Below are 23,623 nucleotides of genomic sequence, written 5' to 3' on the forward strand. Positions count from 1 at the left end.
TGTTACAATAACAATGCCCGAATAAATCGGGCGTTTTCCAACCAATTCAAATTAAATGGTTTTTTCGACTTGGCGAAATTCCAATTCAACTTGAGTTGGTCGATTAAATACATTAATCGTCAACGTTAAACGTGACTTCTCGTATTGAACTTCTTCCACCACACCTTTAAAGTCTGTGAATGGACCGTCAATAACCAATAATTCTTCACCTGGTTCAAACATCGTCTTAGGACGAGGTGCTTCACCAGTACTGCGTACACGAGCAAGAATCGCATCTGCTTCGCGCTGAGTAATCGGTGCAGGTTTTTCTGGTGTACCACCAATAAAGCCCAATACTTTTGGACATTCTTTAACAATGTGCCAAGTATCGTCATTCATTTCCATTTCGACTAACACATAGCCAGGAAAGAATTTACGCTCAGACTTGCGTTTTTTACCATCCTTCATTTCTACCACTTCTTCGGTAGGAACAAGAACATCACCAAAGCTATCGGCAACAGTACTACGCTGGATTCGGTCTTTGAGTGAGCGCATCACTTGTTTTTCATAACCTGAATAGGCATGAATAATATACCAACGTTTCATAGCTTCTTACCCGATAATCAACTTCACTAACCAGCCCAAAGCGTAGTCAAAACACCACAACACAATTGAAGCGATAACAACAACAAGTACCACTTGCCATGAGGTTGTTACGGTTTCTTGCTTGGTTGGCCAAGTTACTCGACGTAATTCTACGCGTGCGTCCTTCAGTAAATGGATAAACCCTTTACCTTGGTGGGTGGCGTATAATAAACCTAAAGCCACGATGATACAAGCTAAAATTGCACCTATACGCGTCCAAACATTATTGGCTGGTGCCCAGTATGCTGGCAGATACTGATTCACCAAAGTTGCACAAATAAATAAAATAATCGCAACAATCCACAGGACAACATCCAAAGGGGAGCCAGAACGAACAACTTCAGCAGAATTATTTCTTTGAGGGATTGGCGCGTCGCTTAATGCGTCACGCGATTTATCATTCGACATGGGTGTACTCGTCGTAGAATTCGCGACTTATTATAAGACAATTTAGCTCAGTCAGCATCAAGCTTTAACTTTTGAAATAAATGGCAGGTTAGGAGGGACTCGAACCCCCAACATTCGGTTTTGGAGACCGACGCTCTACCAATTGAACTACTAACCTACAAAGTAAACCGAGAATCTAAATTCTCGGTTTAAATATCACAACAGATATTATGCAGTTACTTTCGCAACAACACCAGCACCTACAGTACGACCACCTTCACGGATCGCGAAGCGTAAGCCAGCGTCCATTGCGATTGGGTGGATCAATTCTACTGACATTTCCACGTTGTCACCAGGCATAACCATTTCAACGCCTTCTTTCAACTGGATTGCACCAGTTACGTCAGTTGTACGGAAGTAGAACTGTGGACGGTAACCATTTAGGAATGGAGTGTGACGACCACCTTCGTCTTTAGAAAGTACGTATACTTCTGCGTCGAATTTAGTGTGTGGCTTGATTGTACCTGGTTTAGCAAGTACTTGACCACGTTGTACGTCTTCACGTTTAGTACCACGTAGAAGAACACCACAGTTCTCGCCCGCACGACCTTCGTCTAGAAGTTTACGGAACATTTCTACGCCAGTTACAGTTGTTTTAACTGTATCTTTAATACCAACGATTTCAACTTCTTCGCCTACTTTAACAATACCAGACTCAACACGGCCTGTTACTACAGTACCACGACCAGAAATTGAGAATACGTCTTCGATTGGCATCAAGAATGCTTTGTCGATTGCACGTTCTGGTTCTGGAATGTAAGAGTCAAGTGCTGCAACTAGGTCAAGAACTGATTGCTCGCCATAAGGACCAGCTTCACCGTTAAGTGCTGCAAGAGCAGAACCACGGATTACAGGAGTGTCATCACCAGGGAAGTTATAAGCAGAAAGAAGTTCACGAACTTCCATTTCTACCAACTCAAGTAATTCTTCATCGTCTACAAGGTCGCATTTGTTCAAGAATACGATGATGTAAGGTACACCTACCTGACGAGAAAGAAGGATATGTTCACGAGTTTGTGGCATTGGACCATCAGTCGCAGCACATACAAGGATCGCACCGTCCATCTGAGCAGCACCAGTAATCATGTTTTTAACATAATCGGCGTGTCCTGGGCAGTCAACGTGCGCGTAGTGACGAATTGGAGAATCGTATTCTACGTGTGAAGTATTAATTGTAATACCACGTGCTTTTTCTTCTGGAGCTGAGTCGATTTGCGAGTAATCTTTCGCTTCGCCGCCGTAAGTTTTCGCACAGATCGTTGCGATTGCAGCAGTAAGAGTTGTTTTACCATGGTCAACGTGACCAATTGTGCCCACGTTTACGTGTGGCTTATTACGTTCAAACTTGGCTTTAGCCATGATGATCTTCCTCGTTTACGTCGAAAGCAAGCTACAAGAGGCTACAAAAGACACCGAAGCTACACAACACATCGACATATAGTCAAAAAAAACAGACGCCCAATACTTTAAAAGCAGACTAATAAGCCTGCTTCTTTAAAAATTTGTAGATACTTCTACTAAACTGTAATCTGGAGCTCTTATCGAGATTTGAACTCGAGACCTCTCCCTTACCAAGGGAGTGCTCTACCACTGAGCTATAAGAGCGATAAGCTTCGATGGAGCGGGAGACGAGGGTCGAACTCGCGACATGCAGCTTGGAAGGCTGCCGCTCTACCAACTGAGCTACTCCCGCGTGTTGGTATTTATACCACTTCATTCGAAGTTAAATATGGTGGTGAGAGAAGGATTCGAACCTTCGAAGCTTTCGCGACAGAGTTACAGTCTGTTCCCTTTGACCGCTCGGGAATCTCACCAGATCACACTTATTTCAGTGCTGTTCCTACTCAACTAAACTTCACACTTTTAAATGGTGCCGGCACACGGATTCGAACTGTGGACCTACTGATTACAAGTCAGTTGCTCTACCAACTGAGCTATGCCGGCGTTTCTTAGTGTTTCGTACGTTTCGTATCGGAACGGTGTGCAGTTTAGCAAAACTCAGAAATGATGCAAGCGGTTTTTTAAAAAAACCCGCGAAAAACTCATAAAATCAATCCATTTGATGATAATTCAACCGCTTTGATCACTGCGCGAGCTTTTATTTGGGTTTCATTCCATTCAGATTCAGGATTTGAGTCTGCAACCAGCCCCGCTCCAGCCTGTACATAGACTTTATTATCACGAATAACACAGGTACGAATCGCAATCGACATGTCCATTTCACCATGCCAACCCAAATATCCGACTGCACCACCAAAAATACCGCGCTTTACTGGCTCTACTTCGTCAATAATTTCCATGGCACGGATTTTTGGCGCGCCAGATAGCGTACCCGCAGGGAATGTGGCTTTAAAAACATCCAAAGCATCGACATCATCCCGTACTTCACCTTGTACATTCGAAACAATATGCATCACGTGTGAGTAACGTTCGATTACCATGCGGTCAGTCACTTGCACTTTTCCAATTTTAGACACGCGCCCAACATCATTACGCCCCAGATCGATCAGCATAAGATGCTCAGCAATTTCTTTTTCATCAGAAAGTAGGTCTTTTTCCAGTGCCAAGTCTTCTTCTTTAGTTTTACCACGTGGGCGCGTACCCGCAAGTGGGCGCACAGTGGCTATTCCATTTTCTAAACGGGAAAGAATTTCAGGCGATGAACCCACAATATGAAATGGTTTGTGATCGGTTAATGTATGCCCTTGCACCAAGAATAGATACGGCGATGGGTTGAGATGACGTAATGCACGATAGACTTGTAATGGTTCACCATCAAAATCTGACACCATACGATGCCCAGGCACCACCTGCATCACATCGCCCGCACGAATGTATTCTTTGACTTTCTCAACCGTTTGTAAAAATTTCTCTTTACCTGTAAGAGATTCAAAATGTGGTGCTGTATGCGGTTTGGCTTCTAGGCTAATTGGTGTATTGAGCTGTTTTTCAATCTCATCAAGTTGCTGCTGTGCTTTTTGGTAAGCATCGGCATCTTGTGTATCTGCATGCACAATAATAAATAAGGTATCTTTCAAGTTATCAAAAACAATCACGGTTTTTGACAACATCATCCAGATATCAGGTAAGCCAACAGGGTCTTGATTTGGAATATGGTTCAGACGCGGCTCAATATAACGCACAGCATCATAACCAAAGTAACCGACTAGACCACCTGTAAAACTCGGTAACTCTGGTAATTGTTGTTGTGTTGGGACTTTAAACTGAGCTTGGAAGTCACGAATATATTGAAATGGGTCACTACATGACTGTTGAGTGATCTGCCCATCAGGTTGTTGAACTGTGAGCTGACCTTCATTACAAGAAAAGATGGTTGACTCACCCAATCCGATAATTGAATAACGTGCCCAGTTTTCCCCGCCCTCTACCGACTCAAATAAATAAGCTTGTGCATGCTGTTTCAGGCGAGCAAACACTGACAACGGCGTATCAGTATCTGCCAGACGACGGCGGTAAACGGGAATGGTGTTAAAACCTTGTTGTTGCAGTTGTTGAAAGCGTTCAGGAGTCATCATTTGTGGAATGCCTTTTATTTTAAAAATAGGGTTGATCAGTCAAAACTCGGTTAAGCGTGGTTATGAGCGACGCCATCGAAAAAAGGTGATCATATTCATTCCAAAATTCCTGTACTTATTAAACAAACATTAAACGATTAAGGTTTCGAGAGTATCAATCACTTGCTGCGGTTGGCAAGCAGAAATATCTTCACCATGATTATAGCCATAACTCATTACCACACAGTCAATCCCTGCACGACGTGCAGCCTCAACATCATTGCTTGAGTCGCCAATCATCAGGGTCTTTTCAGGTTGTACCTGAAAGAAATCCATAGCATGTAGCAGCGGCATTGAGTCAGGTTTACGTTTAGGCAAACTATCCCCACCAACCACCAAACTAAAGAAGTTCCCGACTTCAAGTTTATTGAGCAGAATTTTTGCCAGATGCTCAGGTTTGTTAGTCACACATGCCATATTCAACTGCTGTGACTGGCAATACTGTAGAAAAGGCAACACCCCTTCAAATAACTGGCTTTCTACACACAATTCAAGTTCATAAACTTCGAGATATTTTTCCAGTAGCTGCCGATGCTGCTCAGGATCAATCTGTCCTTGTAAATGTATCAGCACACGATCACAAAGCTTGGACGTTCCCTGTCCAACCCATTCACGGATTTGCGTTTCAGTGACAAGCGGATAGCCAAGCTGTTGCAGGGTCAGATTCATGGCGCGAAACATATCTGCTGCGGTATCGATTAAGGTGCCATCTAAATCAAATAAAATGACATTTCGCTGCTGTAATCGGCTGACCGATGACATGGGTTTCTCCTTTTAAGCATGAGGTTGTGTTGCAACCTCACCACTTCGTCTTATTTAAAGAATACAAATGCCAAGACAATCAAAATAATGATCGCAATGATGGTCATCAATCCAACTGATACATTTTTCTGTTGTTCAACTTCTTGCTCAACACGAGATGCAGGCGGCTCAATCGGCACTGGAGTAGGTTCAACTTTGGCATGAAGGTCAACACCTTCAGGAATTGGTGCAGGTTTTGGTACAGAAACCTGTTGTGGCATGCCTTCACGGCTGACAGTCGTTTCTACTGCACGCTCTGTTAAGCTTGGCATACCCTGCTCACTCATTTTCTGAGCATGATTGTCTAATTCTGTTTGGCTCGCTGCTTTAGGTAATTCAAGATTTTCATCAATGACCAAATCTGCGTTTTCAGCCAGTAGCGCAAATTTTAAATTCGCAAATTGAACAATATCACCTTGTGCTAACAGCGTCTCTTGAGCAATACGCAAATCATTCACAAACGTGCCATTAGATGAATTTAAATCGGTTAACCACAATTGATCATCACGAACGTTCAATGCTGCATGGCGGCGGGAAATCGCCGAAGATTGCAAAACCAGGTCACAGTCTTGATGACGTCCAACCAGCATATCTTGTTTTACTTCGATTTCCTGACCCTGTAATTCATCAGAAATCGCCTGTAGTGTCCAACTCATATTGATTTCCCATTTTCTCGTTTCACATAGAATAACATGTTTAGCCGATCATGCTGCCCCTGTCAGCCCAATGATTCAATTCACTTTATCTTTGAACAGAGCTGTATTACACGAACCTGTCTAGATGGTTTATTGAACAATATCCATGATCTGAATTGTATTTCCAGCAGCATCATATGAAGTGTGATTCAATTTTTAAATACGTACCAATAAAATCACCAAGATTTAAATTAAAAAAAGCCTGCTATTGAGCAGGCTTTTTTATTCATCATCACATTCATTTTTTTAACGCTTATGCTCAGATTGATGCTTTAAACTCGCACCCGTTAAACAATTTTCATCTTCAAGAATATGTTGTTCTGCAACTGCCTGAACTTCAATTTCAATTTTATATTCCGAGTCAATCAGTTTCACACCTAAAGCCGCACGAGCAGGTGGGCAGCCTTCTGGCACCCAATCCTCCCAGACAGCATTCATTTGTGCATAATCACCCACAGAAGCTAAATAAATTCGGGCGCAAACAATATCTTTTTTACTGGCACCCGCATGTGCAAGCAAGCGATCTATAAATTTCAGAACTTCCTTGGTCTGGCCTTCAACATCTAAAATTGTATTTTCAGCCACCTGCCCTGAAATATAAATAAAATTTGCTGAACCCACATGAGCAATGGTCATTTCACTAAATCGCGGACCTATTTCATGCCGTGTAATTGTCACCATTTGAATTCTCCTTATTCTTTATTTCACAATATCTAATTACATGGCACAGATGTTGTTATTTTGTTATCTCTTGATTTTGCTGAGTTGACCACCATCCCCCGCCTAAAGCTTGGAATAATGCAGCCGTATCTTGTAAGCGATTGCCTTGAGCCTGTGCTAATGCCAATTGCATTTGTAAATCATTTTGCTCAAGTGGCAGTAAAGCTATACGACTAATATCACCTAAACGGTATTGTTTGCGTGCCAAATTTAAACTTTTTGAACTGGCCTGTGTAGCCTGTAAAGCTGTGCCATAGGCATTTTGATCTGACTGGATCGATTGCATCACGTCACCAACATTTTGAAATGCAACAATAATGGTGCTTTTATATTGTGCGACTGCACCATCATAAGCAGCACGTGCCAGTTTTTCTTTATGTTTTAATGCACCACCATCAAAAATAGGGGCAGTTATGTTTGCGCCAAGCCCCCAAAAACTCGAACCCGATGCAAATAAGTTTGAGATTTTATCGGCAGATGACCCCAAATCCGCACTTAAGGCAATATTTGGCAATCTGTTTGCAACCGCAACGCCGATATTAGCGCTCGCAGAATGTAACATGGCTTCAGATAAGCGAATATCGGGACGGCGTTGCAATAAACTTGAAGGTAGTGCTGCTGGTAGTTCATATGGCAACTTAAAGTGAGTTAAATTAAACTCGGCAGCCAAATGATCACTCGGGTATTCACCTGCTAAAGCCTTGATTAAATCACGTTGAATTGCCAGTTGTTTTTGTAAAGGAGGTAACGTCGCTTCCACCGCCAATTGCGCCGACTCTTGTGTCATCACATCTGCATCTGATACCTGCCCGAGTGCTCTCGCTTTATGCAGAATCGAGGTTAATTCACGTTGTTTTTGAATTGCATTTTGCGTAATTCGAATTTGATCACGAATAATCGCTTCTTGGATCGCCGCATTGACGACATTGCTGATCAAAGTGAGATAAGTCACTTCTACATTGTAGCGACTTGCATCTGCTTCAGCTTTGAGCATTTCAACCTGACGTTTATTTGCTCCCCATACATCCAGGCTATAGGATGCATTTAATTGTGCTGTATGCAAATTATAGATATAGCTGTTCGAAGCCAAGGGGCTGGCTAATGACTTCGCAACTCCTTGTCGAGTTGGGTTAAAGTTTGCAGATACGGAAGGGAAAAATGCCGCCTGCTGGATTTTCACATTTTCCAAAGCCTGATTTAAATTCGCTTGGGCAATTGCCACAGAAGGATTATTTTTCAGGCACTTTTCGATCAGTAAATTCAGTTCTTGTGAATGAAAGGCTTGCCACCATGCTGTAGGAATATCTTGTAAAACATATTTCTGTGCTGTTGAAGAAGCCTGAGATAATGCCAAATTGGGTTGCTCAACGAGCGCCTTAGGTAAATGAACATCGGGACGTTGATAATTGGGGCCAACCGTACATCCTGATAGAATTGCTAGCAAACCTATCCCGCCCCAGAGCGTGCCTTTTCTTAAAGTATTTACAGACAAAGCATATGGTCTCAAGTTTTTCATTAACGATGACTCCGACGTCCAGGCATATTCCATTTTTTATTTTCAGCAAATTTTTCAATTACATAATAAAATACTGGAACAATAAATAAGGTCAATAAAGTCGATACAATGAGACCACCGACCACAACTGTAGCCAAATTACGCTGTACATCTGTGCCGACTCCTGTTGCCAGTGCTGCTGGCAACATCCCAATAGAAGCCACCGTAGCCGTCATTAAAACAGGGCGTAAACGTTCACTTGCTGCGGTAATGATACTTTGATCAAGATCAAGCCCATCCCCACGCGCACGCCTGAAATTGGCGACCATAATAATCCCGTTCTGGACAGAGACACCGAACAATGCAATAAAGCCGACTGCACTCGCGACATTTAAGGTATTCCCCGTCACATTCAGCGCAATAAGCCCCCCTAAAGTCGCCAGTGGCACAACACCTAAAATCAGTAATACCTGACGGAAGCGTCCAAACTGGAAAAATAACAAAGCGCCCATCATGCCAATCACTAAAATCATAATAAACCCTAGGCGTTTTTCGGCACGATCTTGGCTTTGGAACTGTCCTGCCCACTCCATATGATATTTACTTGGATCGAGTTTGACTTGAGCATTAATTTTTTGCTGCGCCTCAGCCAAATACGAGGTTAAATCACGACCACGGTTATCAATACGAACGGTAATTTGTCGTTCGCCCTGCTCATGCGAAATGGTGCTTTCACCTGTTTTGAGTGAAATATCGGCCACCTGAGCCAATGGAATTTTTGCACCACTTGCGCTGTTTAATTGCAAAGCACCCAGTTCGGCAGGGCTATTCTTCGCATTTTTAGGGAAACTGACTGTCACGTTATATTGGCGGGCATCAACGTACACAGGGATAATCGGCGTGCTTCCGACACCTGTTTGGATCAGCGCAGAAATATCCGCAATGCTAATACCATATCTTGCCGCTGCTTCACGATTCACCTTGATCATGACTTGCGGGATAGGCGGCTCCTGAAATAATGAAGCTGAAGCTGTTCCTCGGATTCCTTTTAAAATATCGACCACTTGATCACCAATACGGCGACCTTCTTTTAAATCTGGTCCATAAATACGTAAAACCAATGGGCTGTGCGCACCACCTACCGCATCATTTACCCCATCAATAATCGGCTGGCTAATCCCGATATCGTAACCCGGCATTTGGCTAAATTCTTGCCCCAACTTTTTAATAAATTGAGCCTTGGTTTCGCCATTTGGCCACTCACTATAAGGTTTCAACCCGACTGGCATTTCGATATGCGAGGGTGTCCACGGGTCTGTGCCGTCATCACTGCGTCCAACCTGACTCACCGCATAAGACACTTCAGGGTGCTTGAGTAAAACACGGCGCAGATTTGTGGCCATTTCACTGGATTTATCTAGTGAAATACCTGTTGGCAACTGCACTTGTAGCCACAATGCACCTTCATCCAACTCAGGCAAGAATTCACGCCCTGTACGCGCGCCAAGTAAGACCACAGCCACTAAAGACAAAATCGTAATGCTATAAACAATCACTGGGCGGAATAATAAAGTGGTTAAAACCTTTCTATATTTTTCAGTAAGCCAGATTAAGGGTTTATTTTCAAAAACCTTTCTGGGCTTTTTCAAAGCGACGTAAGCCAATCCCGGAATCAATGCGATCGCACAGACTAAAGCACCGAGTAATGCATAGCTCACGGTAATCGCCATCGGTGTAAACAACTTACCTTCAGCACGTTCAAAGGCAAATAATGGTAAATAGGCAGTAATAATAATCAGTGTTGCAAAGAAAATCGGACGACCAACATAACTTAAAGTTTCCAAGATATCTTGCTCGCCTAAAACCACATCTGGTTCTTCTTCTCGCCGTCTTAAAATGGCCTCCATGACCACAATTGCCCCATCGACAATAATCCCGAAGTCGATTGCCCCAAGCGAAAATAAATTGGCAGGCATATTGGTAAAATTCATGAGAATAAATACCGTCACCAACGCCGCTGGAATGGCAACCGCCGCAATAATGGCACTGCGCGGGCTTCCCAAAAACAAGATCAGAACAATCAAGACAAGCCCGACACCTTCCATCACCGTATGTGTCACTTTATCTACAGTGAGTTTGACCAAGCTATCTCGGTCGATATAAGGCACAATTTTGACCCCTTGCGGAGCAAGTTGTTTATTCAGTTGATCAACTTTGGCATGTACACCATCTAGAACGGTTGAAGGGTTTTGATATTTTGTCATCAAAACAATCCCTTCCAGCGTGTCTGGGTTATAGTCTTTACCTACGATTCCTTCACGCTCTTGATGACCAATCACCAGCTTGCCTAAATCTTTTAAATAAATAGGCATGCCATTTTTTTGCGTCACAACAACTGAGGATAAATCTTCAAGGGAATGAACCTGACCAACACCACGCACGACATAGCTTTGTTCACCTCGGGTAATACGCCCACCGCCTGCATCTGAACTGCTGGAGTTAATTGCTGTGGTCACATCATTAAGAACCACGCCATATTGCTGCATTTTTGCAGGGTCTAATTCCATACGGAATTCTTTGGTTAAACCACCAAAGTTATTGACATCGGCAACCCCTGCAACCTGCTTAAATGCAGGCATCACAACCCAGCGCTGGATCTCTGAAAGCTGCATCAAATTTTTATTTTCAGATTCGAGGGTATAACGATAAATTTCACCGCCTGAACCACTTAGCGGGCCTAAACTAGGCTGAGCACCAGCTGGTAAAGTGACACTACTTAAACGCTCCATCACCCGCTGACGGGCAAAGTAATCATCTTTACTGTCAAAAACCAGTGTAATCAGAGAAAGTGCAAAAGTACTACTAGAACGAATGGTCGTGACGCCTGGCGTACTATATAGACTACGTTCTAATGGTGTTGTAATTTGCTGCTCAACATCTTCAGCAGACAACCCAGGAACTTGTGTCGTGACCTGCACAGTGACATCATCAAGTTCTGGATACGCTTCTACTTTCATCACTTTCCATGAGTACATGCCATAAATTGCGAGAATAATGGCAATCGCCCAAACCAAGTGACGGCGACGGAAAAATAAGGCAATCAGACGATTAATCATTGAGTAGCACTCCACCACTAACAATCACGCGATCTGATGGATTTAAGCCAGAGACAATCTGCACATCAGTATCATTTTCACTGCCCAATTCCACCACTTTTCGCACATAAGTATGCGGCTTTGTTTCTACAAAAACGGTGATTTGTTCATTATTCATCAGCAACGCAGACTGCGGCACAGTAATTTTCTGTTGGTTATTATTTTTAATTTGCACCGTCGCAAACATATTTGGCTTCAATTTCATATTGGTGTTATCAAATAAAATACGAGCCTTGGTGCGGCGGGTGTCGCTATCTAAAACATTACTGATATTCCCTATACGCCCATGAAACACTTGGTTTGGATATGCTGGGAAAGTCACATCGACCTCTAACCCTGTATGTACCTGATTCAGCTGTGCTTCTGGAATATTTGCAGTGACCCAGACCTGATCAAAATTTGCGATGGTCAAAATGGCATTAGTATTGTCATTGATAAATGAGCCAAGACCTACATTTAAAGCCGTGACATCACCATTGATTGGAGAAACAATCGGTAAAAAGGCTTCGGAGCCTGAAAGTTTTGCACCATGTCCCGCTAGGGTTTTTAAACGTTGCGTTGCACGTTCATATTCGTCTTTGGCTTGAATTTGTGTACTTTGAGCCGCTTCCAAATCTTTATTGGCATTCGCACCAATCGCATTGACTTCACGCGCACGTTTTAAGCTGGCATTGGCTAAACTCAAACTATCTTTGGCTTTACTCACATCTGCATACGCTTGGGCTAAATCTCCAGAGCTCATGATCGCAAGCACTTGCCCTTTGTGAACATGATCGCCAATTTTTACATTGAGTTGAACGATACGACCTGTCAGTGGAGGCTCAATATTGGCAGATGCTGCCGTATTAGCCTCAACCATGCCAGGGAAGCTGATCACTTGAGCCGAACCGCCTGAACTCACAGGCATGACTTTGAGATGGCTGATTAAAGGTGAATGATTCGGTACAATATATTCATCCCCTTGATGTTTAAACATTTCAGGTGGAGGGCTAGAATTTTTAGCTTCAGCAGGTTCATTTTTATGAAATAACACGATCCAAATAAGACCTATCAGCAAACATCCTCCGAATGCAATAGCCAACTTTGAACCGACAGATAGTTTTGAAGCGTTATGATTGGTTGAAGGCATAGTCTGGCTACCTTAAATCGTATTGGATTCGTGATTTTTTAAAAATCGACCTACTTAAAGCGCGTACATCATATAAATTAAAAATTAAACAAAAATTAAAAAGAATCTAAAAAAAATAAATTAAATAATTGAAATATATTTAAAAATTAAACCAAATACTCCAGATTATAATTCTCTAAAATGACAAGTTAATGATATAAAATTTTAATATTTATGATTATTTTAATCTAATTAAACATAGCAGCGTTATACCAAACGACTCATGATGATTTATTCAACAATACTATTCACAAATATGTAGCATTCATCCACTCAAATCTACTACATTATGAATTTAACTGTAAAACCTCTCTTCTTTTATTGATCTATTTTCTTCAACTATGAACTAAATATAAAAAAGTTAAAACAATCATGAAAGCGACCCAATTGTTAGAATGTCGTCAAACAATAAAACCTGCAACAGCACACATAAAAAAAGCTGAATCTAAATGGATTCAGCTTTTTTTATCTTATTCATCTAGATTAGATCAAGAAGTCTTCCAAGCTTGCGCCTTTTTCCAACTCAGTCACTAACCAGCGAGGTTGTTTACCACGACCAGTCCAAGTTTCTTCTGGGTTGTTTTTATTACGGTAGCGTGGCTCAACAGTTTTACGCGTTGGGCTTTTACGTTTTTGAGCGCCATATTCAAGTAGTTGCTCAATTGTTAAACCAAGACCTGAAGCAATTTCAATCACTTGATTATAAGCATCTTGAATTGCCTGTTCTTTTTTAGAAGCAATTAAAACTTCCGCTTCACGTTGTAAGCGTTTTAACTCTTCAACAGATAAAGTACTAATGTCTTGCACAGTTTTTCTCCAAATTCAGATTGGAATCTATTTAAAATAAACTTCCATGCCAAATATATTAATCTAATCATGATTATTAAGTATAGAGAAAAGCCAAAGAAATAACTTATTTTTACAACATCAATCGCTTTTTATTTTTTAATCATAAAACCTCTAGTTTCATATTTTTAATATCCTGATATTCGAATTGCAAAATTATTCAGCTATAAATTTACTTTTAAAAAGTTCGTATTACTCTCAAACAGTAAATTAAGCTGTTGTACCAGAACTTCATTATCCTTTAACTGGTTTTTAATTCTTAAATAACTCATTAATATATTATCTGGATATAATTCTAATAATTTTTCTGCTTCAGAAAAACGACCTGTTTCCTGATAAATAAACCATCTTGCAAAACTAAATATAGGAATATTTGGGTATTTCGCTTCCCACATATTTAACTGTTGTTCAATTTTATCATATGCAGGTGTTTGTTTTAACAATTGTTTTTCAAACCACAAATAAAAAACCTCCTGATCAAACAATTCGTTCAGTAATGTTTCAGCCAACATTTCATGCGCCAGACTCATCTCTGGTAACCGCGCTAAAACCTTCAACCATAACACTTTATTTTCACGGGTTGTGTCATGCAGCTTCGTCTCTTTAAACTCTTCATAACGCTGCTGTAAATGATTTAAATCTTCTGGGCTAGCTTGATCAAAGGCAATTAAAATCTGCTGCAACCAACGGGTTTTATCAATATCATTGAGCTGCCCAAACTGACTACTTTGCACATACAGCCACGGAAACTGCACCGCAAACTGTCCCCAAAGCAAGGTTAAACGCTGCAGATATCCCTGCTGAATGTCTTTTAGCCAAGGAGATAATTCATGCTGAGATAAAAATTCCAAATGGGTTAATGCATGATTAGGGTTTTGTTCAGATAAATAAATTTCAATTCGCTGTAATTCTGCCAATTCAAACGCCATGGCAGGACTATGTTCAAGCATATTTAATGCTGATTTTGCATCACCCTGCTTCCAGAGGAAAAATGCATGAATCACTTCATTTAATAAATTAGATTGTTTAAAAATCCCTTCAACCATATCCCTTTTTTCTTGATTGGCATCTAATAACCACAATACCGCCATTTTTTCATAAGGATGCAAATGTTCGAAATTAAATACTTTCTGTTTTCTTTGTTCAAGTCGGGAAAAATAACGTTTAAATAGCAACCATAATACCTGTCCAATCAGGCTCAGTATGACCAGCGAAATTAATAATGCCCAAACATTACTCTGAATTTGCCAATGTCGAAAATAAACATAGACATAACCTGCGCCATATCCATAACTCAGGATACTCACCAGCGCAATTAAAAGCAGCAGCACAAATGCATAAGAATATAAAATCTGTTTCATGCCTGACCTCTAATTCAATATTGCCAGTGCAGTGAGTTTCGGCATAGTCACAGCAGGCAGCTGCTTGGCTTTTTCAAGTAATACACTTAAAGCATGGCGATTAAATGTCGGTGCTTGACGCAATAACTGATTTACATCTAACAATGTTTGCTGATATTCATCATATTGGCCAGATTCAAGCAATTGTTTTGCGAGTACCAGACGTATTTGCATTTCTTTTAATACCAGCCGTTGATTCATTAATTCAGTTTGTGGCTGGTCTGTTGATTCGACTTTAAACCAGCGATTCCAAAAATGCTTTTGCTGTACAGGCTGATATTGCTGAGTTTGACTCAATAATAATTGATTTAATTGCTGATCCATTTGGCGAAATATTAAATGTAACTGATCTAGCTGATTTTGATGGTTATCATGATATTGCTGAATATTTTGTAAATCTTGAGTAATTGCCTGATATAAACTTTGTTGCAGGGCAGGTGATAAATCATAAGCTGCAATCTCCTGATTGAGCTTTTGCAATTGTTGAAATGCATAAACGTCCTGTTGCTGCTGTAAAGCAAACTGTACCAGTTGCAACTGCTGCTTCACCAAAATAATCGGATTAAGCGCATGTACAGCAGCACTTTCACTACTGGCAACATCTGAAGCAGTCGCCCCTGACGTATCGGGTGCAAGTTGACGTTGTAATGCCACTAACTGGTCATTGGCATTGGCATTGGCTTGTTCGCTATGCAAAATCCGCGTTTGTAGCTCTTGTAATTGCTTGGAGTTTTGCATCAGATCGTAATTGAGTTTTACCATCCAAGCGACAATCAATAGACTTAAAGCCACAAATAACTTTCTCATGCTGTGCCTTTTTGTTTTAACAGAAAGTTGCGTATGCTCTCTGGGTCTAAACTTTCAAGCTGCTGCACAGCGGGAATGTGCTGCTGAAGCAACAATTGCGTTAAGCGTTGCCCTAAAGTGAGATACTGACATTTAGATAAAATTTCAGGGGTATTTTGACATAGTTTGACCCAGTTCAACCAACTGGCTTCACTACTTATACAAACAAAGATAGGCTGTGTCATTGCCAGCAAGCGTGGGGATAATTGCTGAAACTGTATTGTGGTCTGTGCGGGACACTGGCGCTGATACAGTACAAAATTCAAAATATTGACACCGCGCTGCTGTAAGGCATCCATCATGAACTGTCGTCCACCACGCCCCCGCCAAAATACCACATGCTGAAGATGCAAACCCTGCAACACAGGAAGCTGCAGCATACCTTCAGAGTTCTCAACATCTGGAACACTGGCCGTAATGCCATAGTACTGCAAACTGCGTGCCGTTGCCTGCCCCACTGCAATCCACTGCACCTGTTTCAAAGTGGACAGTTCGATTTGGCTTGCCTGTAAATACCGCATCCCCACATCAACCGCCGTAGGGCTGACGGCTACAATCACCTGAACGTGCAGCAATTGCTGATATAATGAAGCAAGCTCTGCGGAATAGGGTATTGCCTTTAATTCCAGTAAAGGCAATTCCACTACTTCAATCTGGTCTTGTTGCAGGATTTGCGTCAGGGCTTGCGCACGCTCGATTGGGCGAGTATTCAGCAGAAGCATTTTAGTGGTGCAGCGCTTTGAGTAATTCACCTGCACCTTGAGCCAGCAATTGCTGTGCTAATTGCACACCCAGCTGCTCAGCTTGCTCCACAGCACCTGTCACCTGATCTTTCAATAACACGACACCATCGATACTCCCCACCCGACCTTCTAGATGTAATTGCTGATCTTGCAAAGTGGCAAAACCTGCAATCGGCACTTGGCATCCACCTTCTAGATACGCATTAAATGCCCGCTCAGCACGTACACAATATTGAGTTTCAGCATGTGCCAAAGGTGCGATCAAATCCAAAACTGCCTGATCCTGAGCACGACATTCCAAGCCCAAAGCACCTTGTCCAACCGCAGGTAAACTCATGTCTGCGCTAACATGATGACGAATACGTTGTTCCAAACCTAAACGCTTTAATCCTGCACTGGCTAAAATAATGGCATCGTACTGACCTTCATCCAGTTTTCCAAGACGAGTGCCCACATTGCCACGTAAATCTTTAATCACCAAATCAGGACGCTGCTGCAAAATCTGACACTTACGGCGCAAACTAGACGTCCCCACTACTGCACCTTGTGGCAACTCATCAAAATGTGCGTAATGATTGGAAACAAAAGCATCAAACGGGTTTTCACGCTCGCAAATAACCGCCAGCGTTAAGCCTTCAGGCAGTTGCATTGGAACATCTTTCATAGAATGAACCGCTAGATCGGCACGACCATCGAGCAAGGCACTTTCTAGCTCTTTGACAAATAAACCTTTTCCACCAATTTTTGCTAAAGGTGTATCAAGGATTTTGTCCCCTTGAGTGACAAAAGTCACCAATTCTACGGTTAACTGCGGGTAAAGCTGCTCAAGACGACTTTTTATATGCTCGGCTTGCCATAATGCCAGAGGGCTTTGACGGGTCGCAATTTTCAAAATATTCATAATGGATGAAGCCTGAGCATCGAGATGATGCACTAAACTTAACCTGATCTAATAAAAATGCAAGTCCCAAGCCTAAAAAACTGTTTAGAGTTGCTGTATAGACTCGCGAAGCTGAGGCAAATGCCGTCGGCTAATCACCAAACGCTCAGCGACATCACGTAACCGCACCTGATACTGTCCAGAACAAATACTTTCAATTCCATCTAAAAATTTGATGGATACCAAGGCATTGCGATGAATTCGAATAAACTGGTCAGCAAACTCCAGTTCCAGATCTTTTAATGTTTCATCAATCAAGACACTACCCTTTTGATGACGAATGGTGACATATTTCTGATCTGCCAGAAAATAATACACCTGCTCAATCGGAATCAGTTCAACCCCCCGATGAGACTTTGCGGTAATGTGCTGGCGCTGTTTTTTGGATATTTGACTGGATGATTGTTGAAACTGGCTGACTTGTGCCTGATTGGGTTTACAGACTTGATCGAGGACTTCACACAATTCATTTTTGGCAATCGGTTTGAGTAAATAAGCTTGTGCCTGAGACTGAAAAGCCTGTAAAGCATGCTGATCATACGCTGTACAAAAAATGATGGCGGGTTTGATCTCAAGATGCGCCAATTGGCGGGCGCAGCTTAACCCATCTATTTCGGGCATTTGAATATCGAGCAATACCACATCAGGCTCATACTCTAGAACCAAATCGTAGACTTGCCCACCATGTTCAGCTGTTGCCACCACCTGATGCCCCAAATCACTGACCAAACGCACCAATCGTTCAACAGCTAGAGGCTCATCATCACAAATTAAAATATCCATACGCGCTTTATATTCCCCGATTTGCTGTGTATGTCATCCGTTTGTTATTGATACGGATAGGTTAAGATTGTGGTAAAGATGCCCTGCCCTGCAAAACATTGAATATAGGCAGCATCGCCATAATAGGCACGTAGCCGTTGTTTAACATTTTCTAATGCAATGCCATTGCCTTGGCGTTGCCCTTGTTGTTCTTGTAAATATGGATTAGTAATCACAATATTAACTTGTCGGTCGAGAATCTCTACCAATAAACTGATCTTACACGGACTGCTTATTTTTTCAACACCATGAAAAATACTATTTTCAAGTAAAGGCTGCAAACTCAGGACTGGAATCTGAATATATTGCAGTGCCTGAATATCAGGCAAGCGCCAATCCATCTGCAAACGATCCCGTAGGCGAATCTGTTCAATCGCAATATATTGTCGGCAAATCTGGAGTTCTTCTGCCAAGCTCACCAATTTGAGTTCCTGAAAACTCACCCGAAACAGACGCGACAGATTAATCAGCATCTCTTCTGCTTTATCGGGATCAACCGCAATCAAACTGACCACACTGTTTAAGCTATTAAACAAGAAATGCGGCTGAATCCGTGCCTGCATGGCCTGAATTCGCGCCTGCAATTCGCTATGTTGCTGCTTGAGCCACTGATCGCGAATATACAGATAGCGTAGAGAAAATGCCCCCATGAGTACGCCATAGCTGAGATGCAACCCTGCATGATCAAATAACTGTTGCCAATCACCAAGCTGTCGCCATCCAAAATGTATCATCAGCATCAATGCATTTAAGAAAATCGTGGTCAGAAGTACGATCCCTTGCAACAAAAAAAATGCTAATGTAAATACAACAACATGATTTAAATGGTTTATTTTCGGCTGTATTTTCTGAATCACCACAATAAAAGCCAGAATCACCCAATAAATGTAGAGCAAATATTGCAGGACATGCCCCCAGTTCATGGCTTGCCAAGCCCCTGCTTCAGCCAGCATCAATACCACCGCCAAAATACTGCTGGCTGCAAATAATTCGATTAAGTGTTGCCAACGACCTATTTTCGTAAAAAAATAGGCTGACTGATTGTTCAGCACATCGCTACTCTGGGCTGAATGATGATCTTGAGCATCGGCAAGTTGCTGAGCTTTTGTTATACTGCTTTTTATTTTACTGAGCCGCCATGACCACATCTTCTCATTCCTCTAATACTCCGCAAACCAATGAAACTTCAGGTATGTGGGGAGGTCGCTTTACCGAAGCTACTGATGCTTTTGTTGCTGAATTTACTGCATCTGTGCAATTTGACCAACGTTTTTATCAACAAGATATCGCAGGTTCGATTGCACATGCCACCATGCTTGCCAAAGTCGGTGTTCTGACTGAAGCTGAACGTGATGATATTATTCAAGGCTTGACTGAAATTCGTCAGGAAATCGAAGCAGGTACTTTCGAATGGCGTATTGACCTTGAAGATGTTCACATGAACATCGAATCACGTCTGACCAACCGCATCGGCATCACAGGTAAAAAACTGCATACGGGTCGTAGCCGTAATGACCAAGTTGCAACTGATATCCGTTTATATGTACGTGACGAGATTGATGACATTCTCAAACTGCTCGAACGCCTACAAAAAGGAATTTTGGGTTTAGCTGCCAAAAATACCACTACAATTATGCCAGGCTTCACCCATTTGCAAACGGCACAGCCCGTGACTTTTGGTCATCACCTTATGGCGTGGTTTGAAATGCTGGTACGTGACAGCGAACGCCTAATCGACTGCCGTAAACGTGTTAACCGTATGCCGTTAGGTTCAGCAGCGCTTGCGGGCACAACCTATCCAATCGACCGTGCTTATACAGCCGAGTTGTTAGGTTTTGAAGCCGTCATCGAAAATTCACTGGATGCAGTTTCTGACCGTGATTTCGGCATTGAATTTAATGCTGCTGCATCGTTAATCATGATGCACTTGTCACGTATGTCTGAAGAAATGATTTTGTGGACATCGGCACAGTTCAAGTTTGTGAACATTCCTGACCGCTTTTGCACAGGGTCATCGATCATGCCACAAAAGAAAAACCCAGATGTTCCTGAGTTGATTCGTGGTAAAACAGGTCGCGTGTATGGTGACCTTATGAGCCTGTTGACTCTGATGAAAGGTCAACCGTTGGCATATAACAAAGACAACCAAGAAGATAAAGAACCTTTGTTTGATGCGATTGATACCGTTCGTGGTTCACTCATGGCATTTGCCGACATGATTCCTGCACTGGTTCCAAATATTGAAATTATGCGTGAAGCGGCACTACGTGGTTTCTCAACCGCAACTGACTTGGCCGATTATTTGGTGAAAAAAGGCGTGGCATTCCGTGATGCACATGAAATTGTGGGTAAAGCAGTTGCGCTTGGCGTACAGGAATCAAAAGATTTGTCTGAACTCAGCCTTGAACAATTACAACAGTTCTCTGACCTGATCAGTGCAGATGTCTTTGAAAAAGCCTTAACCCTTGAGGCTTCTGTCAGCGCGCGTAACCACATCGGTGGTACTGCCCCTGTACAGGTTGCTGCAGCAATTGAGCGTGCTTATGTGCGTTTAGAAAAACTTTACGCTTAAGGATTAATAAGATATGACTCGACAAGTCTTTTGCCGTAAATATCAAACCGAGATGGAAGGCTTGGACTTTGCACCATTTCCTGGTGCCAAAGGACAAGAACTGTTTGAAACAGTCTCGAAACAGGCATGGCAAGAATGGTTAAAACACCAAACCACACTGATCAATGAAAAACGCTTAAACGTGTTTGAAGCAGAAGCGAAAAAGTTTCTGGAAGAACAGCGTGAAAAATTCTTGAGCAATGATGAAAGCGTAGAGAAAGCTGAAGGTTGGACTGCTGAGAAATAATATTTTACCTATAAATATTATCGCTCTGTATTTAACATCCAATAAAAAGCAACGACCTGTTCGTTGCTTTTTATTTCAACAAAATTTACATGCTGCTTACAAACAGGCATACAAAATAACAAGCCCTCACAGGACTACACATGATTGTTGCTTAGACTCTGGTTATTATACTTTTAACAAGACAAGTTTTTTTCTTGATTAATGTGACCGATACTCCTTTTATATATCCCAGATCACCCCCAACTCTGGGATTTTTTTTATTTTGGATTTGAGTCAGCAATAAAAAAGGGCGAAATTCCTTCGCCCTTTCAAAAATATAAAAGTCAGCTCATTAACGACTGTGCACCCGTTGTTCAACTTCATCTACGCTGGTGTGACGAACATCTAGACCTTTGACAATATAAATCACCTGTTCGGCAATATTACGTGCATGGTCACCTACGCGTTCCAAAGAGCGTAGTACCCAGAGAACATTCAATACACGTGAAATATAGCGTGGATCTTCAATCATATACGTCATGAGCGTACGTGTTGCAGACTGGTATTCACGGTCAATATCAACATCGGCACGCAGTACCTCTAAGGCTTGCTCCGCATCAAGACGAGCAAAAGCATCCAGTGCCTCATGAATCATGACACGGACTTGGTTGCCAATATGACGAGTTTCCATAAAACCGCGTGGTGAACCGCCTTCTTCACATAAAGTTTGTGCAATATTGGCAATTTTTAAGGCTTCATCCCCAATACGTTCCATATCGGTATTGGCTTTGCTCATCGCAATCACCATCCGAAGGTCAATTGCAGCAGGGTGGCGACGCGCTAAAATCAGAGTTAAGCCTTCATCAATTTCCAGCTCAAGGCGATTTACATTTTTTTCTTGGTACTGAACATCGAGTGACATATTCACATCGGTATCGAGCAGTGCATGAATAGCATTGGTCACTTGCTGTTCGACTATCCCTCCCATTGCCATAAATTTAGCATTCACTTCTTGTAAATCTTCATTAAATTGTGAAGAAATATGATGTGCTAAGACTGGATTTTTTAGGGTCAAGAGAGATCTCCAAAATCGAGAAATGAATTTTTTTATTTAAACATAATTCACATGACGGTTTGATGACAAAACCAACAATTTGATACGAGGGTGATTTTTTGATTTTCAATATCTTATTCTTGGAATTCCAAAAAATCATCAAATTTTACACAGTATGGACATATTTCGTTTTTCTTTGACACTTCACTAAATTTGTTAACCAAAATTTGCAACTTTACAACAGCTTTCTTTGCATACTTACTCTAAAAATATCATCCATAAATTCGCAATGTTAGCAATTGACGATTTAAATTTTTGAGGTTGATTTATGCCAGTTAAACTAGGGCGTTCCATGCTAATGCTCGTACTCTTGATAGCAGGCTGCCATCAACCTACCAATGAACAACATCAGGAAGAATCGCAACGCCACGGAATACAAAAAACGGTCATCTCTTTGTGTAGTTTGCTCGGTCAGCAAATGCAGAACATCACCAATACCAGCTCAGTACAAGATTTGCAGTATGTTAATCAACGATTGGAACAATGTTTACCACAACTTCCAGCGAATGAGCGCCAACAATTACTCTATGCCTCAACGAGCATGTATCAGCGCTTTCTCGCCAGCGACCGTACGACAGAACAACAGCGTGCTTTTGATCAATACGCGATGAGTGACAATACATACAACACCAGTTATATATCCGAGTTTTCACCGCGTGACCGCTATTTACTACAGCATCAGGGCAATGCAGCCTATTATGAGGTGTATGATTCTGGCGATACAGGGATTATGTATCGCCGTCAGCCCAAATATTTGCTGCATATTTTTGCGCCTTATCTCCCCAAAGCCGAGCAGATTTTTATTGAAACACTGGCAGCGCAAAATGAATTTCCAGTCTTGTCTAGCAATGGTTTTAATATCTCATGGGCTGAAATTTCCAAACGGGCATTATTTTGGCAAAATTATGTCCAGACGTACCCTGACAGCGCTCTGATTGATGATGCACAACGCCTGAAATTCAAATATACCCAGTTTCTCTTTCACGGAGTAAGTAATATGCTCGTGTCTAGCAACTATGTCGGCGAGGACAGCATCTATCCTGAAGCACTCGAAGAAATTAAGTATTTAGCAGTGCAAGATCACTCTGAGCTAGGACAACAGGCAAAAAAATTCCTGCATTTTATTCAGATTACCCCGCACAACCGTGATGAGACTATTCCGATTGAACTCAGTCCAAGTGAACAGCGTTCACAGCGAAGCGAGACAATCAAAGCCATAAAACAGCTCGATCATTACATGGGACTCTATGATCCTCTGGCGCTAGACAGCACACATATTAATCGGGATTGTTTAAGTGATTCTATTTGTATTACCCATGCAGGTAAGGTGGCAAATAGCCTGGTGAGTAAGCAGCAATTTTAGGATCTGTGCCGAAAAAGTAGCCCATTTATGCT

At 41.9% G+C, this 23,623-nt stretch carries 21 protein-coding genes and 5 tRNA genes; 3 read left to right on the top strand and 23 right to left on the bottom strand.

The window, feature by feature from the left end; genetic code table 11:
* Positions 1–51: 51 nt before the first annotated feature.
* From nusG to F975_RS02405, 22 genes are all read right to left on the bottom strand, one after another.
* Positions 52–585: a transcription termination/antitermination protein NusG gene (nusG, locus tag F975_RS02300; protein ID WP_004749886.1), complete on the bottom strand. Its 534-nt coding sequence runs from the start codon at positions 583–585 to the stop codon at positions 52–54.
* 6 nt (positions 586–591) lie between these two features.
* On the bottom strand, positions 592–1,032 hold the full coding sequence (secE, locus tag F975_RS02305; protein ID WP_004749887.1) for a preprotein translocase subunit SecE: 441 nt from the start codon (positions 1,030–1,032) through the stop codon (positions 592–594).
* Between the two features lie 81 nt (positions 1,033–1,113).
* A tRNA-Trp gene (locus F975_RS02310) sits at positions 1,114–1,189 on the bottom strand.
* 50 nt (positions 1,190–1,239) lie between these two features.
* A complete protein-coding gene (gene tuf / locus F975_RS02315) occupies positions 1,240–2,430 on the bottom strand; it encodes an elongation factor Tu (protein ID WP_004749888.1) in 1,191 nt (396 codons plus the stop codon).
* A gap of 171 nt (positions 2,431–2,601) precedes the next feature.
* Positions 2,602–2,676: transfer RNA gene (locus F975_RS02320), tRNA-Thr, on the bottom strand.
* 12 nt (positions 2,677–2,688) lie between these two features.
* Positions 2,689–2,764 (bottom strand) — tRNA-Gly (locus F975_RS02325).
* Positions 2,765–2,801: 37 nt separating this feature from the next.
* Positions 2,802–2,885 (bottom strand) — tRNA-Tyr (locus F975_RS02330).
* Between the two features lie 54 nt (positions 2,886–2,939).
* Positions 2,940–3,015 (bottom strand) — tRNA-Thr (locus F975_RS02335).
* Between the two features lie 98 nt (positions 3,016–3,113).
* Positions 3,114–4,607, bottom strand: a complete 1,494-nt coding sequence (trpE, locus tag F975_RS02340; protein WP_004749889.1) for an anthranilate synthase component I — start codon at positions 4,605–4,607, stop codon at positions 3,114–3,116.
* A 129-nt stretch (positions 4,608–4,736) separates the two neighbouring features.
* On the bottom strand, positions 4,737–5,408 hold the full coding sequence (locus F975_RS02345; RefSeq protein ID WP_004749891.1) for a phosphoglycolate phosphatase: 672 nt from the start codon (positions 5,406–5,408) through the stop codon (positions 4,737–4,739).
* A 50-nt stretch (positions 5,409–5,458) separates the two neighbouring features.
* Entirely contained in the window at positions 5,459–6,103 is a 645-nt protein-coding gene (locus F975_RS02350; protein WP_004749892.1) for an FHA domain-containing protein, read from the bottom strand.
* A gap of 285 nt (positions 6,104–6,388) precedes the next feature.
* Entirely contained in the window at positions 6,389–6,823 is a 435-nt protein-coding gene (locus F975_RS02355) for a RidA family protein (protein ID WP_004749893.1), read from the bottom strand.
* A 55-nt stretch (positions 6,824–6,878) separates the two neighbouring features.
* The gene (locus F975_RS02360) at positions 6,879–8,378 is read right to left on the bottom strand and encodes an efflux transporter outer membrane subunit (protein ID WP_004749894.1); all 1,500 of its coding nucleotides are present in this window, start codon (positions 8,376–8,378) and stop codon (positions 6,879–6,881) included.
* Positions 8,378–11,473 carry an efflux RND transporter permease subunit gene (locus F975_RS02365; RefSeq protein ID WP_004749895.1) on the bottom strand — a complete coding sequence of 1,032 codons (3,096 nt, stop codon included), beginning with the start codon at positions 11,471–11,473 and terminating at the stop codon, positions 8,378–8,380. The genes F975_RS02360 and F975_RS02365 overlap by 1 nt, the downstream gene beginning before the upstream one ends.
* A complete protein-coding gene (locus tag F975_RS02370) occupies positions 11,466–12,545 on the bottom strand; it encodes an efflux RND transporter periplasmic adaptor subunit (RefSeq protein ID WP_228127401.1) in 1,080 nt (359 codons plus the stop codon). Before F975_RS02370 ends, F975_RS02365 begins: the two co-directional genes overlap by 8 nt.
* 618 nt (positions 12,546–13,163) lie before the next feature.
* Positions 13,164–13,487, bottom strand: coding sequence for an H-NS histone family protein (locus F975_RS02375; protein WP_004749897.1), 324 nt, complete (start codon positions 13,485–13,487; stop codon positions 13,164–13,166).
* A 203-nt stretch (positions 13,488–13,690) separates the two neighbouring features.
* A complete protein-coding gene (locus F975_RS02380; RefSeq protein ID WP_004749898.1) occupies positions 13,691–14,887 on the bottom strand; it encodes a hypothetical protein in 1,197 nt (398 codons plus the stop codon).
* Between the two features lie 9 nt (positions 14,888–14,896).
* Positions 14,897–15,733 carry a hypothetical protein gene (locus F975_RS02385; RefSeq protein WP_004749899.1) on the bottom strand — a complete coding sequence of 279 codons (837 nt, stop codon included), beginning with the start codon at positions 15,731–15,733 and terminating at the stop codon, positions 14,897–14,899.
* Positions 15,730–16,494, bottom strand: coding sequence for a uroporphyrinogen-III synthase (locus tag F975_RS02390; protein ID WP_004749900.1), 765 nt, complete (start codon positions 16,492–16,494; stop codon positions 15,730–15,732). The genes F975_RS02385 and F975_RS02390 overlap by 4 nt, the downstream gene beginning before the upstream one ends.
* Before the next feature lies 1 nt (position 16,495).
* The gene (gene hemC / locus F975_RS02395) at positions 16,496–17,416 is read right to left on the bottom strand and encodes a hydroxymethylbilane synthase (protein WP_034425596.1); all 921 of its coding nucleotides are present in this window, start codon (positions 17,414–17,416) and stop codon (positions 16,496–16,498) included.
* 84 nt (positions 17,417–17,500) lie between these two features.
* Positions 17,501–18,238, bottom strand: a complete 738-nt coding sequence (locus F975_RS02400; protein WP_004749903.1) for a LytR/AlgR family response regulator transcription factor — start codon at positions 18,236–18,238, stop codon at positions 17,501–17,503.
* A gap of 44 nt (positions 18,239–18,282) precedes the next feature.
* Positions 18,283–19,425, bottom strand: a complete 1,143-nt coding sequence (locus F975_RS02405; RefSeq protein WP_004749904.1) for a sensor histidine kinase — start codon at positions 19,423–19,425, stop codon at positions 18,283–18,285.
* On the opposite strand from F975_RS02405, the gene argH reads away from it, so the two are divergent.
* Positions 19,416–20,849 (top strand): argininosuccinate lyase, encoded by a 1,434-nt coding sequence (gene argH, locus F975_RS02410; RefSeq protein WP_034425599.1) that lies wholly within the window; start codon positions 19,416–19,418, stop codon positions 20,847–20,849. The two genes, F975_RS02405 and argH, sit on opposite strands and share 10 nt — an antisense overlap.
* Before the next feature lie 13 nt (positions 20,850–20,862).
* Positions 20,863–21,135 (top strand): oxidative damage protection protein, encoded by a 273-nt coding sequence (locus F975_RS02415; protein ID WP_004749906.1) that lies wholly within the window; start codon positions 20,863–20,865, stop codon positions 21,133–21,135.
* Between the two features lie 331 nt (positions 21,136–21,466).
* Here the strand turns inward: F975_RS02415 and phoU are convergent, their stop codons facing one another.
* Entirely contained in the window at positions 21,467–22,189 is a 723-nt protein-coding gene (phoU, locus tag F975_RS02420) for a phosphate signaling complex protein PhoU (protein WP_004749907.1), read from the bottom strand.
* A gap of 307 nt (positions 22,190–22,496) precedes the next feature.
* Between phoU and F975_RS02425 the strand changes: the two genes are divergently transcribed.
* Positions 22,497–23,591, top strand: coding sequence for a hypothetical protein (locus F975_RS02425; protein WP_004749908.1), 1,095 nt, complete (start codon positions 22,497–22,499; stop codon positions 23,589–23,591).
* The last annotated feature ends 32 nt before the right edge of the window (positions 23,592–23,623 follow it).

This window comes from Acinetobacter brisouisimilis, assembly GCF_000368265.1.
GTDB lineage: Bacteria > Pseudomonadota > Gammaproteobacteria > Pseudomonadales > Moraxellaceae > Acinetobacter.

Bases quoted from the DNA above. Each gene is read 5' to 3' on its own strand.
- F975_RS02415 (WP_004749906.1), top strand. From the start codon at position 20,863: ATGACTCGACAAGTCTTTTGCCGTAAATATCAAACCGAGATGGAAGGC.
- F975_RS02360 (WP_004749894.1), bottom strand. From the start codon at position 8,378: ATGAAAAACTTGAGACCATATGCTTTGTCTGTAAATACTTTAAGAAAA.
- tuf (WP_004749888.1), bottom strand. From the start codon at position 2,430: ATGGCTAAAGCCAAGTTTGAACGTAATAAGCCACACGTAAACGTGGGC.
- F975_RS02350 (WP_004749892.1), bottom strand. From the start codon at position 6,103: ATGAGTTGGACACTACAGGCGATTTCTGATGAATTACAGGGTCAGGAA.
- hemC (WP_034425596.1), bottom strand. From the start codon at position 17,416: ATGAATATTTTGAAAATTGCGACCCGTCAAAGCCCTCTGGCATTATGG.
- F975_RS02400 (WP_004749903.1), bottom strand. From the start codon at position 18,238: ATGGATATTTTAATTTGTGATGATGAGCCTCTAGCTGTTGAACGATTG.
- F975_RS02405 (WP_004749904.1), bottom strand. From the start codon at position 19,425: ATGTGGTCATGGCGGCTCAGTAAAATAAAAAGCAGTATAACAAAAGCT.
- secE (WP_004749887.1), bottom strand. From the start codon at position 1,032: ATGTCGAATGATAAATCGCGTGACGCATTAAGCGACGCGCCAATCCCT.
- trpE (WP_004749889.1), bottom strand. From the start codon at position 4,607: ATGATGACTCCTGAACGCTTTCAACAACTGCAACAACAAGGTTTTAAC.
- F975_RS02345 (WP_004749891.1), bottom strand. From the start codon at position 5,408: ATGTCATCGGTCAGCCGATTACAGCAGCGAAATGTCATTTTATTTGAT.
- F975_RS02385 (WP_004749899.1), bottom strand. From the start codon at position 15,733: ATGAGAAAGTTATTTGTGGCTTTAAGTCTATTGATTGTCGCTTGGATG.
- nusG (WP_004749886.1), bottom strand. From the start codon at position 585: ATGAAACGTTGGTATATTATTCATGCCTATTCAGGTTATGAAAAACAA.
- F975_RS02380 (WP_004749898.1), bottom strand. From the start codon at position 14,887: ATGAAACAGATTTTATATTCTTATGCATTTGTGCTGCTGCTTTTAATT.
- F975_RS02390 (WP_004749900.1), bottom strand. From the start codon at position 16,494: ATGCTTCTGCTGAATACTCGCCCAATCGAGCGTGCGCAAGCCCTGACG.
- F975_RS02425 (WP_004749908.1), top strand. From the start codon at position 22,497: ATGCCAGTTAAACTAGGGCGTTCCATGCTAATGCTCGTACTCTTGATA.
- F975_RS02365 (WP_004749895.1), bottom strand. From the start codon at position 11,473: ATGATTAATCGTCTGATTGCCTTATTTTTCCGTCGCCGTCACTTGGTT.
- F975_RS02355 (WP_004749893.1), bottom strand. From the start codon at position 6,823: ATGGTGACAATTACACGGCATGAAATAGGTCCGCGATTTAGTGAAATG.
- argH (WP_034425599.1), top strand. From the start codon at position 19,416: ATGACCACATCTTCTCATTCCTCTAATACTCCGCAAACCAATGAAACT.